At 63.8% G+C, this 14,620-nt stretch carries 17 protein-coding genes; 6 read left to right on the top strand and 11 right to left on the bottom strand.

Annotated features, from left to right (window positions below; all coding sequences use genetic code 11):
* Window positions 1–11 precede the first annotated feature (11 nt).
* A complete protein-coding gene (locus KBY49_RS06635) occupies window positions 12–1,226 on the top strand; it encodes an aldo/keto reductase (RefSeq protein WP_254933928.1) in 1,215 nt (404 codons plus the stop codon).
* Here KBY49_RS06635 and rsmG read toward each other — a convergent pair.
* Complete coding sequence (rsmG, locus tag KBY49_RS06630) at window positions 1,223–1,948, bottom strand: 16S rRNA (guanine(527)-N(7))-methyltransferase RsmG (protein WP_254933927.1); 726 nt, start codon at window positions 1,946–1,948, stop codon at window positions 1,223–1,225. The genes KBY49_RS06635 and rsmG overlap by 4 nt on opposite strands.
* A 4-nt stretch (window positions 1,949–1,952) precedes the next feature.
* Here rsmG and KBY49_RS06625 point away from each other — a divergent pair, with 4 nt between their 5' ends.
* Together KBY49_RS06625 and KBY49_RS06620 are read left to right on the top strand one after the other, a co-directional pair.
* Entirely contained in the window at window positions 1,953–2,414 is a 462-nt protein-coding gene (locus tag KBY49_RS06625) for a J domain-containing protein (protein ID WP_254933926.1), read from the top strand.
* 1 nt (window position 2,415) lies between these two features.
* The gene (locus KBY49_RS06620) at window positions 2,416–2,709 is read left to right on the top strand and encodes a DUF3143 domain-containing protein (protein WP_254933925.1); all 294 of its coding nucleotides are present in this window, start codon (window positions 2,416–2,418) and stop codon (window positions 2,707–2,709) included.
* 25 nt (window positions 2,710–2,734) lie between these two features.
* On the opposite strand, the gene KBY49_RS06615 is transcribed toward KBY49_RS06620, so the two are convergent.
* The 5 genes from KBY49_RS06615 to KBY49_RS06595 are packed head-to-tail and all read right to left on the bottom strand — an operon-like array spanning window position 2,735 to window position 6,198.
* Entirely contained in the window at window positions 2,735–2,890 is a 156-nt protein-coding gene (locus KBY49_RS06615) for a hypothetical protein (protein WP_254933924.1), read from the bottom strand.
* Window positions 2,887–3,567, bottom strand: coding sequence for a dethiobiotin synthase (bioD, locus tag KBY49_RS06610; RefSeq protein WP_254933923.1), 681 nt, complete (start codon window positions 3,565–3,567; stop codon window positions 2,887–2,889). Before bioD ends, KBY49_RS06615 begins: the two co-directional genes overlap by 4 nt.
* 2 nt (window positions 3,568–3,569) lie before the next feature.
* Entirely contained in the window at window positions 3,570–4,355 is a 786-nt protein-coding gene (locus KBY49_RS06605; protein ID WP_254933922.1) for an SAM-dependent methyltransferase, read from the bottom strand.
* Window positions 4,352–5,035, bottom strand: a complete 684-nt coding sequence (locus tag KBY49_RS06600; protein WP_254933921.1) for an alpha/beta fold hydrolase — start codon at window positions 5,033–5,035, stop codon at window positions 4,352–4,354. Before KBY49_RS06600 ends, KBY49_RS06605 begins: the two co-directional genes overlap by 4 nt.
* Entirely contained in the window at window positions 5,026–6,198 is a 1,173-nt protein-coding gene (locus KBY49_RS06595; protein WP_396099560.1) for an aminotransferase class I/II-fold pyridoxal phosphate-dependent enzyme, read from the bottom strand. The genes KBY49_RS06600 and KBY49_RS06595 overlap by 10 nt, the downstream gene beginning before the upstream one ends.
* A gap of 152 nt (window positions 6,199–6,350) precedes the next feature.
* Between KBY49_RS06595 and KBY49_RS06590 the strand changes: the two genes are divergently transcribed.
* Complete coding sequence (locus tag KBY49_RS06590; RefSeq protein ID WP_254933920.1) at window positions 6,351–9,125, top strand: RNA helicase; 2,775 nt, start codon at window positions 6,351–6,353, stop codon at window positions 9,123–9,125.
* A gap of 7 nt (window positions 9,126–9,132) precedes the next feature.
* On the opposite strand, the gene purB is transcribed toward KBY49_RS06590, so the two are convergent.
* Both purB and KBY49_RS06580 read right to left on the bottom strand, forming a co-directional pair.
* On the bottom strand, window positions 9,133–10,428 hold the full coding sequence (gene purB / locus KBY49_RS06585) for an adenylosuccinate lyase (RefSeq protein WP_254933919.1): 1,296 nt from the start codon (window positions 10,426–10,428) through the stop codon (window positions 9,133–9,135).
* A gap of 67 nt (window positions 10,429–10,495) precedes the next feature.
* A complete protein-coding gene (locus KBY49_RS06580) occupies window positions 10,496–10,747 on the bottom strand; it encodes a hypothetical protein (RefSeq protein ID WP_254933918.1) in 252 nt (83 codons plus the stop codon).
* 103 nt (window positions 10,748–10,850) lie between these two features.
* Here KBY49_RS06580 and KBY49_RS06575 point away from each other — a divergent pair, with 103 nt between their 5' ends.
* Window positions 10,851–11,708, top strand: a complete 858-nt coding sequence (locus tag KBY49_RS06575) for a TlyA family RNA methyltransferase (protein WP_254933917.1) — start codon at window positions 10,851–10,853, stop codon at window positions 11,706–11,708.
* A gap of 4 nt (window positions 11,709–11,712) precedes the next feature.
* Here KBY49_RS06575 and KBY49_RS06570 read toward each other — a convergent pair whose 3' ends face one another.
* Window positions 11,713–12,051, bottom strand: coding sequence for a P-II family nitrogen regulator (locus KBY49_RS06570; RefSeq protein ID WP_254933916.1), 339 nt, complete (start codon window positions 12,049–12,051; stop codon window positions 11,713–11,715).
* A gap of 166 nt (window positions 12,052–12,217) precedes the next feature.
* On the opposite strand from KBY49_RS06570, the gene queF reads away from it, so the two are divergent.
* The gene (gene queF / locus KBY49_RS06565; RefSeq protein WP_254933915.1) at window positions 12,218–12,634 is read left to right on the top strand and encodes a preQ(1) synthase; all 417 of its coding nucleotides are present in this window, start codon (window positions 12,218–12,220) and stop codon (window positions 12,632–12,634) included.
* Here queF and KBY49_RS06560 read toward each other — a convergent pair.
* On the bottom strand, window positions 12,608–13,897 hold the full coding sequence (locus KBY49_RS06560) for a cytochrome c biogenesis protein ResB (RefSeq protein ID WP_254933914.1): 1,290 nt from the start codon (window positions 13,895–13,897) through the stop codon (window positions 12,608–12,610). The genes queF and KBY49_RS06560 overlap by 27 nt on opposite strands.
* The gene (locus KBY49_RS06555) at window positions 13,894–14,616 is read right to left on the bottom strand and encodes a cytochrome c biogenesis protein CcdA (RefSeq protein ID WP_254933913.1); all 723 of its coding nucleotides are present in this window, start codon (window positions 14,614–14,616) and stop codon (window positions 13,894–13,896) included. Before KBY49_RS06555 ends, KBY49_RS06560 begins: the two co-directional genes overlap by 4 nt.
* Between the last annotated feature and the right edge of the window lie 4 nt (window positions 14,617–14,620).

Here is a 14,620-nt window from a genome sequence, read left to right as displayed (position 1 = left end):
AAATGCTGCCGATGGCTCCTATCCCCACCCGGCGCTTTGGCCGCACCGAGCTGGAGATGCCGTTGCTCTCCCTGGGCGGGATGCGATTTCAGCAGAGCTGGAGCGACTTGGACGCGGATCAGATCAGCGGAGCAAGCCAGCAAAAGCTCCAGGCCACTTTGGCTAGGGCCGTGGAAGTGGGGCTCCACCACATCGAAACGGCACGCCACTACGGCAGCTCCGAGCGCCAATTGGGGGCGCTGTTGGCCAAGGTGCCCGATCCCAAGCGGATCTTGCAAACCAAGGTGCCTCCCGCTGCTGATCCAGGTGAATTTGAGGCGGAGCTTGAAACCAGCTTTTCCCGGCTGGGCCTGGCCGATGGCGGCAGGATCGATTTGTTGGCGATCCACGGCATCAACCTTGAGGAACACCTGCAGCAGACCCTGGGGCCTGGGGGCTGCATGGAGGTGGTGCGTCGCTGGCAGCGGCAGGGGCGCATCGGCCATGTGGGCTTCTCCACCCACGGTTCCCTCGCCCTAATTGAGCGGGCTATTGCCAGTGACCAATTCGATTACGTGAACCTGCACTGGTACTTCATTCGCCAGGAAAATCGGCCGGCAATTGAGCTGGCCCGCGCCCATGACATGGGGGTATTTGTGATCAGTCCCACCGATAAGGGGGGCCATTTGCACCACCCATCAGCACGCCTGCTGGAGCTTTGCTCCCCCTTGCATCCGATTGTTTTTAACGACCTTTTCTGCCTGACTGCCCCCGGTATCCACACGATCAGCGTGGGCGCCTCAGGCCCCGGTGATTTGGACCTCCACCTGCAGGCGGTCCAACTTTTGCCCCGGGCTTCGGAGCTGCTACCGCCGCTGCTGGAGCGGTTGGAGGAAGCCCGTCAGGTGGCCCTAGGCGAGCCCTGGTTGGCCTCTTGGCAGGAGGGATTGCCGGATTGGCCCGACACGCCGGGCCAGCTCAATTTGCCATTGCTGCTCTGGCTCCACAATCTGCTTGAGGCCTGGGATTTGGAGAGTTTTGCCAAGGCCCGCTACGGCTTGCTGGGGAACGGGGGCCATTGGTTTCCTGGGGCCAATGCCGATGCTTTCGACCAGCAGGTGAGCGAAGCTGAATTACTACTGGTATTGGGCAAAAGCCCCTGGGCCCAGGAGATTCCAGCCATCCTGCGGCAGCTGAAGCGGCGTCTCGGCGGCCAATCCGTGCGGCGGTTGATTGAGGAGGTCTAGCTAAGGGGTTGCTTGCTGGGAATGCCCACGGCCCGGGGGTAGGCCTTGGGGCAGGGGCCGAGGCGGTTCAGGATCAGGGCATGGCGCAGTCCCTTGGCCTGGGGCAGTTCGCGTTGCAGGCAGGCCTCGATGCCGGAGTTGAGGCTGGCCGCGGCTTGCTCCAGGGCCTTTTGGTCTGCCGCTTCCCATTGCCCCCGATACAGCAAGGCCCTGCCCCCCCGGGCGAGGAGGGGCACCAGGTATTCGGCCACCACTGGGGCCTTGGCCACTGCCCTGGCCAGGGCCCAATCGAACTGACCTCGACAGAGCGGTTGGCGACCAGTTTGTTCAATGCGCTCGCAACGGCTTTCCACCCTTTTCTGCATGCCCAGGGCTTCGGCCATGGCGGCCACGGCCTCCACCTTGCGTCCCACCGAGTCCACCAGGGTGAGCTTTGCCTGGGGCATGGCGATGGCTATCGCCAGCCCGGGGAAGCCGCCGCCCGTGCCCACATCGACAATCCGCAGGGGGGCATTGGCATCGGCCTTTAGCACCGGCACCAGGGGCCAGATGCTGTCGAATACCTGGGATATCCAGTAGTCATCGCCCTCCACCAGGCGGGTCAGGTTCAGTCGGCTGTTCCAATGGCGCAACAGCCCTTGGAGCTCCTCTAGCTGTTGCTGTTGTTCAGGGGTGGGGGTCCAGCCCAGTTCCTGCCATATATCTGCCTGGTCCAGGGCCATCCACTTGGGTTACGGAGACGACCTACCTAGGATCCCCCAGCACGGTTCGGCAGTTTTGCTAGGCCCGCCCCCTTTTCGGCCCAATTACTACGCCCTGCTGGAGGTGTCGCCGCAGGCCAGTGCCGATCAGCTGCACCAGGCATTTCGGGCCCTGAGCAAGCGCTACCACCCCGACACCACGGCCTTGCCGGCAGATAGGGCCGCCCGGGCCTTTCAAAATCTGCAGGAGGCCTATGGGGTATTGGGGGATCCGGGGGCGCGCCAGCTTTATGACAGCCAGCTGCAGACCCAGATGGGGGTCCAGCTGCCGCCGCCTAATGGATCTGGCCCAGCTCCGGTCGTGTTTGCGGATCAGCGCCGCCCCCTTTCGGGCGGCGAGTGGCTGGCACTTCTACTGTTGGGCTTGACGTTGCTTTTCAGCTTGGCATTGGGAATTGGCTTGGCCTGGTTGCGGGGAGAGCGCTGAGATGGAAGATTCCAGGCCCTTGGTTCAACTTGCCGATATCCCCAGGGGCGATACCCCCCTCTACCACCACCCCTTGCCTTCCCTGGAGGCTTGGTTGAGGGAGATGGGGGCCAAGCAGCAGCCCGGTAACCGCTGTATTTGGGATTTGCATTGCCCCCAGTGGAGTGCCCAAATCGAGTTGGAGGTCGATGAACTGAAGGTGAGCTGGCACCAGGAGGCCCAGGTGTGTGTGCGGCATTTCCCCTATGGCCTTTCCCGCCACGATGCCGAGCAGGCGATTCTCGCTGGCCCCTGAAGGCCCCGATTTGAGGCCTAAAAAATCAGTTGCAGAGCTCGCTCTTGTCTTCCTGGGCGGTGGATAGGGGGCCGCAGCTAACCCAGCGCACTGCCCTCACCTCGATGTCGGTGAAGGCCACTAGAACGCCCCCGCAGAGCAATACCAACACACCACTGATTAGCCAGTTCTTGGAGGTCAAAGGGGTTGCGCCAGGGCAGCAAAAGCTTGATCGAGTTTATGGCCCATGGCCTGTTGCTGCCATTGCAGCGCCAGGGCTTCTCGGGTTAGGGGCTCCAAGGGGGGGAGCTGCCCCAAAATCGTCACGCCGCCCAGTTCGCTCAAGGTGCGTGGATTGTCAGGATGGGGAGGGCCATTGAGAATTAGCCCCAGCAATGGGATCTGGCGACTTCGCAGCGCCTCGATCGAGAGCAAGCTGTGGTTCAGGGTGCCCAGGCCACTGCGGGCCACCAGCAGCACCGGCAGCTGCCAGTTGGCGATTTGATCAATCTGTAGCCAATGGCGAGTCAAGGGCACCAGCAGTCCCCCGGCGGTCTCCACCACTAAGGGCCCAGCCAAATCTGGCAGCTCCAGCCTTTGCCGATCAATGCTCACCCCATCGATCTCAGCTGCCCAGTGCGGCGAAACCGGCTGGCTGAGCCGGTAGGCCTCTGGCAGCAGCCGCGACGGGGGTAACTGCAGCAAGGAGCTGAGCCGGCCACTGTCGCCCAGGCCCTCCTTAGCGCTGTTGCCTGGCTCGTAGCCGCTTTGCACGGGCTTCCAGTAGTGGGCCACCAGCCCCTGCACCAGCCAGGCACTTACTACGGTTTTCCCCACGTCGGTGTCGGTGCCACAGACGATCAATTGCCTGGCGGACATCTTCACTGCTCCTTTCTCTGGCCCAGCAGTAGCAGCACCTGCCAATGGATGGTTCCATCCCTTGGCCAGTGGCGCAGCAGGCGGCGCATCGCTTCTGCCCCAAGCCCTGGCTGACGGCTGGCGCTGGCCCCCAGCTGTTGGAGTTGACTAAGGAATTGGCTGCCGGAACCATGGCGGCGGCCTAGCCAGAGCTGCTGGCAGGTTTTTAGCTCCAGGTGATTTGCCGCGGCCTGGATCAGCCCCTCTGCCGCCGGTAGCTCCAGGGCCGTACAGGCGACCCCGGCCTGGTCTGCAGCCTGGCGCCATTCAGGGAAGCTGCCGGCTGTGGGTACGGCAAGGGCCAGCCAGCCAGCCGGTTGCAGCCGGCCACACCAATGGTCGAGTTGGGATCTTGGATCCTCCAGCCATTGCAGGGCGAAGCTGGAGGTGAGCAGGGCCGCTTGGGGCAGCTGGGGCGGCAGGCCGTTGTTTAGGTCCCAGATCAGGTGGTTGGGGGGGGTGGCCAGGGGGTTGCGGGCCAGCAATTCAGGGCAAAGATCGATCTGCAGTAGGGGGCTGTAGGGGTCTGAGATCCCTTGGGCGGCCATGGCTTGGCCCACCAGGCCCGTGCCCGCCCCCAGGTCTGCCCGAGCGCCCTGGGGAATTTGCAGTCTGCGGCAGTGGTGTGCCAGGCGCCAGGCAATGGCCTGTTGCAGAAGGGCGTGTTGGTTGTAGCTAGGAGCCTGGCCGCCAAAACGGCGGCGCACCTGCTCGCCAAAGCTTTTGCCGGCCAAGGTGGGGGAGCTCATGCCAATGCCTCCAGCCAACCCATCACCATCGCCAGCACGGGGGTCTCCAGCAGACAGTGGCCAGCGTTTTGAAATAGCAGCCAGTCGGCATGGGGCAGGCTTTCGCGCAGGGCCTGCCGGCTTTCTTGGGCCACGATTTGATCCTGGCCGGCTTCCACAATCAGCACCCGGGCGCCCTTGGGAAATCCAGTGGGCAGGCCGCCGGTGGCGCCTAACAAGGCCAGATCGGCCTGCAGCTTTTCCCGGCCGCGGGCGCCCAGGGGCTGTTCGAGCAGGGTGTGGGGCAGTAGGCCCGGATCGGCTGGAAATGCGGCCTTGGCCAAGAAGGCCTGCAGCATGGCTTCGGCCCCCTGGCCCCTGAGTTGATCGGCCATCACCGCCAGGGCACTTTCCAGCCGCCGCCCCGGCCGCCCCTCGGGCACAAAGCGGCCAAAGCTGGCCAGGAGCACCACGGCATCGGCCTGTGCCAATAGTTCAGCTGGCAGGGCATGGGGGCCAAAGGAATGGCCGATCACCACCTTGGCTGGCCCCTCGCTGGCCCACTGGGGTTTAACCGGCTCTAGGGCGCCATAGCCCCTTTCCCCGCTTTGCCAGCCCCAGCCCCGCTGCATAACGGCCCGGCTCCAGGGGCCCCAGGCGCCGCTGTCGCCCGCCCATCCGTGCATGGCAATTACTTGCATGGCGCTGGGGCTGGTGCGGCTGGCCTTGGACCAAGGGCCGCCAAAAGACGGCCGAGGCTGCCCTTGGGTAAATCGTGGCGCAGCACCAGCCGCAGGCGGGCCGTGCCCTCCGGCACCGTGGGCGGCCGAATCGCAACCGTCAGTAGCCCCGCAGCTTCCAATTGCCGTTGCAGGGCAAGGCAGGCGTAATCACTGCCCACCAGCAGGGGCAGGATTGGACCCGCCCCCGCCGGCCGCGGCCAGCCAGAGGCTTCTAGGGCGCTACGCCAGCGCTGGGCCCGTTCCAGCAATTGCCTTGGGGCGCCAGCGTCGGCCTGGATCAGCTCCAGCGCAGCCAGGGCGGCGGCAGCCAGGGCAGGTGCCAGGGCCGTGGTGTAGCGAAAGGCGCCGGCATCTTGGAGTAACCACTCCCCCACCAGCCCATCGGTGGCAAGGAAGGCTCCGCCACTGCCCAGGGCTTTGCCAAAGGTGCCGCTGATGACGGCAATGCTCTCCAGGCCGTAACCCAAGCCGCGACCGCCGGGGCCCAATACTCCGAGGGCGTGGGCTTCATCCAGCAGGAGGGCGGCCCCATATTTTTGGCAGATGGTCGCCAGCTCAGGCACGGCTGGGCTGGTGCCCTCCATGCTGAACAGGCTCTCGCTGAGCACCAAAATTCGCTGCTGGGGCTTGCTTTGGCGTGCCGCCACCAGGAGCCGCTCCAGGTCCTGGAGGTTGTTGTGGCCAAAGCGTTGCAGCTTGGCCCCGCTGGCCCGCACTCCCACCAGCAGGGAGTGGTGGATCAGGCGGTCTGCGAGCACCAGGCTGTGGCGATCGGCCAGGGCGCAAACGGCGGCCAGGTTTGCCTGGAAGCCACTGGGAAACAGCAGCACCCGCTGGCGATCAAGCCATTGGGCCAGGGCCCCTTCCAGTTGGCCATGCACGGCCCTGGTGCCACTGATCAGCCGCGAAGCGCCACTGCCGGTGCCGTCGCGGGCAAGGCTGGCCTGGGCCGCGGCGATGGTGCGGGGATGGCGGCTGAGCCCCAGATAGTCGTTGCTGGCCAGGTCCAAGAGGGCTGCAGCTGGCCCGAGGTGGCTTGCCTCATCGTCCTGCAGCAGGCCAGGGCCCAGGGGCTGGAAGCAGCGCAGCGACCTTTGCCGTTCTGGCGCCATGGCCTCCAGGTTTTGGCGCAGCTGTTGGCGCCAGTGGGGGCTTTCAGCCGTTGCCACAGGGGGCCCGGGGATCAACAGATTGGCTTCAGTGTGATCGGCCGTGGGCACCCCCGCTTCAGAGGGTCGCCATAGAATTGTTAAATCTGTAAAACCGGCTCCCAGTGCCAGATTCGGCCGGTAATCGCTCCGACCTAGCCCTCGAAAGGCTTTTCCCTTTTCCGCTTGATCCCTTCCAGTTGGAGGCGATCGATGCCCTCAACCGGGGCCATTCAGTGGTGGTAAGCGCTCCCACCGGTTCGGGTAAAACCCTGGTGGGGGAATACGCCATTCACCGCGCCCTGGCCCATGGCCAGAAGGTGTTCTACACAACGCCGCTTAAGGCCCTCTCTAACCAAAAACTGCGCGATTTCCGCGAGCAATTTGGCCACGAAAAAGTGGGCCTGCTCACCGGTGATCTCAGCTTCAACCGGGAAGCCCAGATCGTGGTGATGACCACCGAGATCTTCCGCAACATGCTTTACGCGGAAGCCGATGGCGGAGATGACCCGCTCGAGGGCGTGGAGGCGGTGGTGCTCGACGAGTGCCACTACATGAACGATTCCCAGCGCGGCACCGTCTGGGAAGAATCAATCATTCACTGTCCACCGGTCATCCAGTTGGTGGCCCTATCGGCCACTGTGGCCAATGCAGGGCAGCTGACCGACTGGATCGAGAGGGTGCATGGCCCCACCCAGCTGGTGTTGAGCGATTTCCGGCCCGTGCCCCTGGAATTCAGTTTTTGTAGCGCCAAGGGCCTCCATCCCCTGCTCAATGAGGAGGGCACTGGGCTTCACCCCAACTGCAAGGTTTGGCGCGCACCGAAGGGGGCCCGCCGCAAGGGGCCGAAAGTGCCGAAGCCGCCCCAGCCGGAGGCCCCGCCCCTGGGGTTTGTGGTGGCCCAGATGGCAGAGCGGGACATGCTTCCGGCCATCTATTTCATCTTTAGTCGTCGCAGTTGTGATCGGGGAGTTAAGGAGCTGGGCAAGATCTGCCTGGTAAATTCAGCCGAGCAGGCCCGCATTAAGGCGCGGCTTGATGCCTACATCGCCGCCACCCCAGAAGCGGTGCGAGATGGGGGCCATGCCGATGCCCTGCTGCGGGGCATTGCGGCCCACCACGCCGGCGTATTGCCGGCCTGGAAGGAGTTGATCGAGGAGTTGTTCCAGCAGGGCCTGATCAAGGTGGTGTTTGCCACGGAAACCTTGGCTGCGGGCATCAACATGCCTGCGCGCACCACGGTGATCTCAGCCCTCTCCAAACGTACCGAGCGGGGCCACCGCCCCCTGATGGGCAGTGAATTTCTGCAAATGGCCGGTCGGGCCGGCAGGCGAGGGCTCGATACCCAGGGTTATGTGGTCACGGTGCAAAGCCGCTTTGAGGGGGTGCGTGAGGCCGGCCAGTTGGCCACCAGCCCCGCCGATCCCCTGGTTAGCCAGTTCACCCCCTCCTACGGGATGGTGCTCAACCTGCTGCAGCGCTACGACCTGGCCAAGGCCCAGGAGCTGGTGGAGCGCAGTTTTGGGCGCTATCTGGCCACCTTGGACCTGGTGGAAGACGAGGCCCGCATTGCCGATTTGATGGGCCAACTGGATCGCCTGGAGGACGGTTCCGGGGATGTGCCCTGGGAGGACTTCGAGGACTACGAAAAGCAGCGAAACCGCCTGCGGGAGGAAAGGCGCATCCTGCGGATTCTTCAGCAGCAGGCAGAAGAAACCCTGGCCCACGAGCTCACCTTGGCCCTGCAATTCGCCAGCGAAGGTACCCTCGTGAGCCTCAAGGCGCCCCAACTCAAGGGGCGGGTGACTCCGGCTGTGATTGTGGAAAAGGTCAAGGGATCGGGCCAGTTCCCCCTCCTGCTTTGTCTCACCGACGAAAACCTGTGGGTGTTGCTGCCCTGCAATGCGGTGGTGAGTCTGCATGCGGAGCTCAGTTGTCTGCAGGTAGGCCAGGTGGAGACGCCCCTGCTGCGCCACGCCGGTGAATTGCGCCACGGCGACCAGGCCAGTGGGGGCTTGGCCCTGGCGGTGGGCCACATGGCCCGTCGCCATGACATGGCCACCCCCCAGTACGACCTGGCGGGCGAGGTGCAGGTCCATGCCCAGTTGGTGCACCAGCTGGAGGAGGAGTTGGAGCTCCATCCCGCCCATCGCTGGGGGGATCGCAGGCAGCTCAAGAAGCACCGCCACCGGATGGAGGAGCTCCAGCTGGAGATCGAAGAACGCCAGCGATTGCTCCATTTCCGCTCTAACCGCCACTGGGAAACCTTTCTCTCCCTGATCGAGATCCTGCGCTTTTTCGGTGCCCTGGCTGGCGAGGATGGCCTGGAGCCCACCGAGGTGGGCCGCACCGTGGCAGCTTTGCGCGGCGATAACGAACTCTGGCTGGGCCTGGCCTTGATGAGCGGCCATCTCGATGAGCTCGATCCAGCCCAGTTGGCGGCTGTATTTGAGGCGATTTCCACCGAGGTGAACCGGCCTGATCTCTGGAGTGGCTATCCGCCGCCGGCGGCGGCAGAGGAGGCTCTCCATGATCTGCGGGGGCTGCGACGGGAGCTGGAGCGGCAGCAGGAACGGGGCAAGGTGAGCTTCCCGCTCTGGTGGGAGCCCGAATTGACGGGGCTGGTGCAGGCCTGGGCCAAGGGCACCAGCTGGAGTGATGTGATCGCCAATACTTCCCTAGACGAGGGGGATGTGGTGCGGATCATGCGCCGCACCGTGGATCTGCTCGCCCAGGTGCCCTATTGCGAGGCAATCAGCCAGCAGCTGCGCGACAACGCCCGCGCCTCCCTCAAGGCGATCAACCGCTTCCCGGTCTGCGAGATCGAGGATTTGGTGGCCGGTCAGCTGGATCCCGCCACCGAGCGGCCCCTGCCCACTGCCGCTACAACGTCTAATTAGCTCCCGATTAAATCCCCAGCCGCTGCCAGATCACGGCCAGGTTCTCCTGGTGCAGGTCGGTGGAGAAGCAGTAGGCCAGCTGCTCGGGGTTGAGGCGGCTGGTGACATCGCCATCGGCCTCGAGATTGGCCCGGAAGTTGCCACCGGCCCTATTCCAGGCGCTGTGGGCATGGCGCTGCACGATCCGATAGGCGTCTTCTCGGGCTAGGCCCGTGTCGACCAGGGCCAGCAGCACCCGCTGGCTGAAAACAACGCCGCCATACACATTCATGTTGTTGGCCATGTTTTCGGGATAAACCCCCAGGCCCTTCACCACCTCGGTCATCTCCCGCAGCATGAAGTGCAGGGTCACAGAGCAATCGGGCAGCATCATCCGCTCCACCGAGCTGTGGCTGATGTCACGCTCGTGCCAGAGGGCGCAATTCTCCAGGGCCGCCACCACGTAGCTGCGCAGCACCCTGGCCAGGCCACTAATCCGCTCGGAGCGGATCGGGTTGCGTTTGTGGGGCATGGCCGAACTGCCCTTTTGGCCCTTGGCAAAGTTTTCCTCCACCTCGAGCACATCGGTGCGCTGCAGGTTGCGGATTTCGGTGGAGAAGCGCTCCAGGGCCGCACCCACCAGGGCCAGGGTTTGGATGTATTCGGCATGGCGATCGCGGGAGATCACCTGGGTGCTTGCCGTATCGGGCACCAGGCCCAATTTGGCGCAGGTGAGGGCCTCCACCTGGGGATCGGTGTTGGCGTAGGTGCCCATGGCGCCTGAGATTTGGCCCACGCTCACCACCTGCTCGAGCCGCTCTAGCCGTTCCTGGTTGCGCACCACCTCTGCTAGCCAGCCGGCCACCTTGAAGCCAAAGGTGATCGGCTCGCCATGGATGGCATGGGAGCGACCGATCATCACGGTGCCCTTGTGTTCGCGGGCAAGGGCCCTCAGGGCGTTGGCCAGTTTGTCTAGTTCGCAGCGCAATACGGCCACAGAGGCCTTCATCTGCAGGGCCAGGCCCGTATCCAGCACATCCGAGCTGGTCATACCCACGTGGATGTGGCGGCCCGCATCGCCCACGTATTCGTTCACGTTGGTGAGGAAGGCGATCACGTCGTGACGCACCTCCGCTTCTATTTCGAGGATGCGCTCAACCTTGAAGGCCGCCTTGGCCTTGATGGTGGCGAGCGCTTCAGTCGGCACCCGGCCCAGATCACACTGGGCTTCGGTGGCGGCAATTTCCACATCCAACCAGCTCTGGAATTTGGCCTCCTCAGTCCAGAGGTTGCCCATTTCGGGCAGGGTGTAACGCTCGATCAAGGGCCAGCGCGTGGCAACAGCCCAACCAATGTATGGGGTGGCGTAATAGCCAGCGCCTGGGCAGCCCCTAGGCGGCGGTGGTGAGTTGTTGGTGGGCCACTTCCCAGTGCACCAGGGATCCCCAGCTTTGCTGGCGCACCCAGCAGCGGCCGCCGCGGCAATGGATCAACTGGAAGGGGGGTAGGTCGCCGGGCTGGTTGCGCAGCCGCACAAAACTGCCGGGCCTAAGTAGCTCCACCACATTGTTGGCCCCATTTTTGGCCCCCACCAGGCGAAGACGCCTGCCAGCTCGGGAGCGACTGGGTTGGGAGGAGGTCATGGAGGCCACCTTGCGATTTGGCAATCCTCCGCTGGTTTTTGCTGCAGGGCCCCCATGTTTGGAATGTGTTCGGTTTCTAGTGTGCGTTGAGCACAAAACGCCCATGGCTCCAAAGCAACGCCTGGATCTAGAGCTGGTGGCCCGGGGTTTGGTGAGCTCCCGCCAGCAGGCCCAGCAACTGATCCGGGCCGGCAAGGTGCGCTGTGGCGACCAGATTTTAGATAAGCCTGGCACCGAGGTTCAGCCGGAAGCAGAATTGCTGGTGCAGCAGCCACCGCGCTTTGTATCCCGTGGCGGGGAGAAGCTCCTGGCGGCCCTCGAGGCCTTCCCCATCAAGATTGGCGGCAGGGTTTGCATCGATGGCGGCATCTCCACGGGGGGCTTCACGGATTGCCTCCTGCAGCACGGTGCCACGCGTGTCTATGGCATTGATGTGGGCTATGGCCAAACGGCCTGGAGCCTGCGCAGTGACCCCCGGGTGGTGCTCAGGGAGCGCACAAACCTGCGCCACCTCACCGCGGCCGATCTCTATGGCTGTGCAGATGCTCTGGGCAGTGCCGAATCCTGGCCGGATTTGGCCGTGGCCGATCTGTCTTTCATTTCCCTCGGACTGGTGCTGCCGGCCCTCTGTGCCCTGATGATGCCTGGCGCCCCGGCGGACTTACTGCTCCTGGTGAAACCCCAATTTGAAGTGGGTAAGGCGCGGGTAGGCAAGGGCGGGGTGGTGCGGGATCCGGCCGCCCATGTCGATGCGATTTCAGGGGTGATTGCCTCAGCCCAAGGCCATAAACTCGTGCCCCACGGCTTGGTCGCTTCTCCGATTACGGGCCCGGCCGGCAACCACGAGTACGTGCTCTGGCTTCGGCCCCAGGGGCATCCACCAGGGGAAAATTGGGAAGAGCAGCCAGCCGTTAATCCCGAAAGCATTGCTGCCTTGGTGGAGCGCACCCTGGCCAGTTAGGTGCCTAGATGGCGGTGCTGTCGCGGTCGCCGGTGCGGATGCGAATCACCGAATCGATTGTGCTGACAAAAATCTTGCCATCGCCGATCTCGCCGGTGCGGGCCGCGTCTTGAACGGCGCTCACCACGGTGTCGACCTTGTCGTCGTCGACAACGATCTCCAGCTTGAGCTTTTGCAGAAACTCCACGGTGAATTCCGAGCCACGATAGCGCTCCACCTGGCCCTTTTGGCGGCCAAAGCCGCGCACTTCGCTCACGGTCATGCCCACGATGCCTGCATTGACCAGCGCAATCTTGACGTCCTCCAACTTGAAGGGACGGATGATGGCCTCGACTTTTTTCATGGCGGCTGCTGGGACCTGCGGTGAGTCTCTCAGGCCCCCTCCATTAATGGAAGGGGGTAGGGACCCTTGGACCCATTAGGCCCGAGCCTGGCGGCGGTCGCCGTAACAACCGCTACTGGTTTGCCTGGCGTGCTGCCTAGGATCCAGGCTTGATTTCAGGTCAGCGATGGATTTAGGGCAAACCCAAACCCCGCTCTATGGCGAACGGGCCATCGCCGATGCCCAACTGATCTGCTTTGAGAATCCCAGGCCTGGCAGGCCCTATGAGGTGTCGATTGAACTGCCTGAATTCACCTGCAGATGCCCCTTTTCGGGCTACCCCGACTTTGCGGTGCTGCGCCTGCTCTATCAGCCGGGGCCCCGGGTGTTGGAGCTCAAGGCGATCAAGCTCTATGTGAACAGCTACCGGGAGCGCTCCATCTCCCACGAGGAGGTGGCCAACCGCATCCTCGACGACTGTGTGGCGGTGGCCGCACCCCAATGGATGCAGCTGGAGGCCGATTTCCATCCCAGGGGCAATGTCCACACCGTGGTGCGGGTCTGCCATGGCACCCGCCTAGACCTGGGCGATCAGCTCCGGTAGCTCCCGGGCAAAGGCCGTCAGGTTACGGTTGCAGAGGCCAGCCACATGCAGCCGTCCCCCTGATCCAACCCCCTCGCCAATGGCCCAGAGTTGGCGGGTGGCCAGCAGACTCAAACCACCGCCGGTCAGGGCGATCGCGAAACCTGCGTAGACCAGGGGTACGCCAGGATCCTTTTTGAGCAGGATGCCGCTGGCGGGCAGCACTCTTTCGACCCGAATCGGTAGGCCCTTGATCTCCACCGGATCTCCCCCGGGCACCAGTTGGCTAATCAAATTGCCATCGGGGCCATAGACATCTACAGGGCCTGCTTCGTTGTTGAGGCTCAGCAGCACAGGCTCGCTGCCGTCTGGCCTGGTGGGCAGCACCAGCCCCCATATTTGCTCACCCAGCTGGGGAAAGGGTTGGAGGGGCAGCTGCAAAAGGGGGCTTTTACCCAGTTGCACGGTGATGGCCGCCAGGGCCCAGTCGGCTTGGTAAAGGGTGATGCCCTGGAAGCGCAGGGGGTGGTTGACGCTGATCTGCGCCTGCTTGAGCTCCGGGCCATCCTCCCCCTTTAGGAGCCGCAGTTGGGAGGTGAATTGCTCTGGCCGGCCGGCCGGGTCCCTTTGCACCGAGAAGCCATCCACGGCGATTACCAGCTGGCTTTGGCCGCGGCTATCGAGCAGATCCAGGGTGCGACCCGGGGCTAAAAATTGCTCCGAGCGTTGACCGCCTAGGGAACCCCAGGCGGCACCCAGCATGAAAACCACCAGGCCCGCATGCACCAGCATCGGCCCCACTCGGCCCAAAACCCCTTTGCGGGCTGCGAATCTTCCCTCCTGCCTCTGGATCTGCCAGCCCTGGCTTTGCAGCAAGTTTTCCAGCTTCTCGAGGCTGACGTTTGGTTCGCTGGAGGGAACCGTTTCAGCCACGCTTAGTTTGCTCAGTTGGCGCGGAGATTTGTAATCAATCCAGCGCAACGCTGCCTGCAGGGCGGGCCATTGCCGCTTCCAGCTGCAGAGCAACAGGGATAGGGCCAGCCAGGCCAAAAGCCCTAAAAACCAGTTGCTGGAATAGATGTGGTCGAGCTGGAAGGCCAGCACCCCATCCCCATGGAGCACCCCCAGCCAGGGCTTGGGGTCGTAGAGCTGGTGGTAGAAGGCTTCACTTTCCTTCTGGGGGATGGCCGTGCCGACGCCGCTGGCAATGGCAATTACCAACAGCAGGCCAATGGCCAGGCGCAGATCGGAGATCAGGCCCGCAATTTTTTGGAAAATCCTCATAGCCAGCGGGCTAGCAGGGTTAGGGCGCCGGTGGCCACCAGCACTACCCCACTGATCGGCGGCACCCACTGGCCGAGCCGCCTAAGGCTGAGCAGGTTGGGAAGGCTGGCCGCGGCGGTGCCGGCCAATAGCAGCGGCAGCACCTGGCCTGCGGCAAAGCTGGTGAGCATCACCATGCCCACCAGGGGCTTGCCGTTTTGGGCCATCCAGCCCAGCAATACGGCCAATACGGGCGTGGTGCAGGGTGTGGCCGCCAAACCAAAGGCGAGGCCAGCGGCCAGGGGGGCCAGGGGGGCCGGCACCTTGCGGCGCCATATTTCCGGATCTGGGCCGGCCGGTAGGGGAATTTTCAGCAGCCCCAGCAGGTTGAAGCCCATCACCAGGGCCAATACGGCCACGATCGTGGGGATTAGGCCGGGGATCTGGCCATAAATCCTGCCCAGTAGGCCACTTACTAGTCCGAGCAAAACCAGGGAGGCAACAATCCCTGCCGCGAAGCTGAGGCTGCGCTGCCAGGGCTTTGGCGCAGCTGCGCCAAAGCCCGCCAGGTAGGCGAGGGTTACGGGCAGTAGGGAAAGGGAGCAGGGCCCAAGGCTGGTCAACAACCCGCCGGCAAACACCAGGGCGACCGTAAAAGGCGTGGGGGAGGCCAGGGACTGTTGCAGCAGCAACTCGCTGCTGCGAGCCCATTCAGCCAGTAGGGGCCCAAGGCTGATCATTGCA

This window comes from Cyanobium sp. WAJ14-Wanaka (assembly GCF_024345375.1).
GTDB lineage: Bacteria > Cyanobacteriota > Cyanobacteriia > PCC-6307 > Cyanobiaceae > Cyanobium_A.
Note: the sequence above shows the minus strand (reverse complement) of the source record. Positions and strands in the feature narration are given on the sequence as shown.

Bases quoted from the DNA above. Each gene is read 5' to 3' on its own strand.
- KBY49_RS06605 (WP_254933922.1), bottom strand. From the start codon at position 4,355: ATGAGCTCCCCCACCTTGGCCGGCAAAAGCTTTGGCGAGCAGGTGCGC.
- KBY49_RS06580 (WP_254933918.1), bottom strand. From the start codon at position 10,747: ATGACCTCCTCCCAACCCAGTCGCTCCCGAGCTGGCAGGCGTCTTCGC.
- queF (WP_254933915.1), top strand. From the start codon at position 12,218: ATGGATTTAGGGCAAACCCAAACCCCGCTCTATGGCGAACGGGCCATC.
- KBY49_RS06575 (WP_254933917.1), top strand. From the start codon at position 10,851: ATGGCTCCAAAGCAACGCCTGGATCTAGAGCTGGTGGCCCGGGGTTTG.
- KBY49_RS06600 (WP_254933921.1), bottom strand. From the start codon at position 5,035: ATGCAAGTAATTGCCATGCACGGATGGGCGGGCGACAGCGGCGCCTGG.
- KBY49_RS06620 (WP_254933925.1), top strand. From the start codon at position 2,416: ATGGAAGATTCCAGGCCCTTGGTTCAACTTGCCGATATCCCCAGGGGC.
- KBY49_RS06570 (WP_254933916.1), bottom strand. From the start codon at position 12,051: ATGAAAAAAGTCGAGGCCATCATCCGTCCCTTCAAGTTGGAGGACGTC.
- rsmG (WP_254933927.1), bottom strand. From the start codon at position 1,948: ATGGCCCTGGACCAGGCAGATATATGGCAGGAACTGGGCTGGACCCCC.
- KBY49_RS06560 (WP_254933914.1), bottom strand. From the start codon at position 13,897: ATGAGGATTTTCCAAAAAATTGCGGGCCTGATCTCCGATCTGCGCCTG.
- bioD (WP_254933923.1), bottom strand. From the start codon at position 3,567: ATGTCCGCCAGGCAATTGATCGTCTGTGGCACCGACACCGACGTGGGG.
- KBY49_RS06635 (WP_254933928.1), top strand. From the start codon at position 12: ATGGCTCCTATCCCCACCCGGCGCTTTGGCCGCACCGAGCTGGAGATG.
- KBY49_RS06555 (WP_254933913.1), bottom strand. From the start codon at position 14,616: ATGATCAGCCTTGGGCCCCTACTGGCTGAATGGGCTCGCAGCAGCGAG.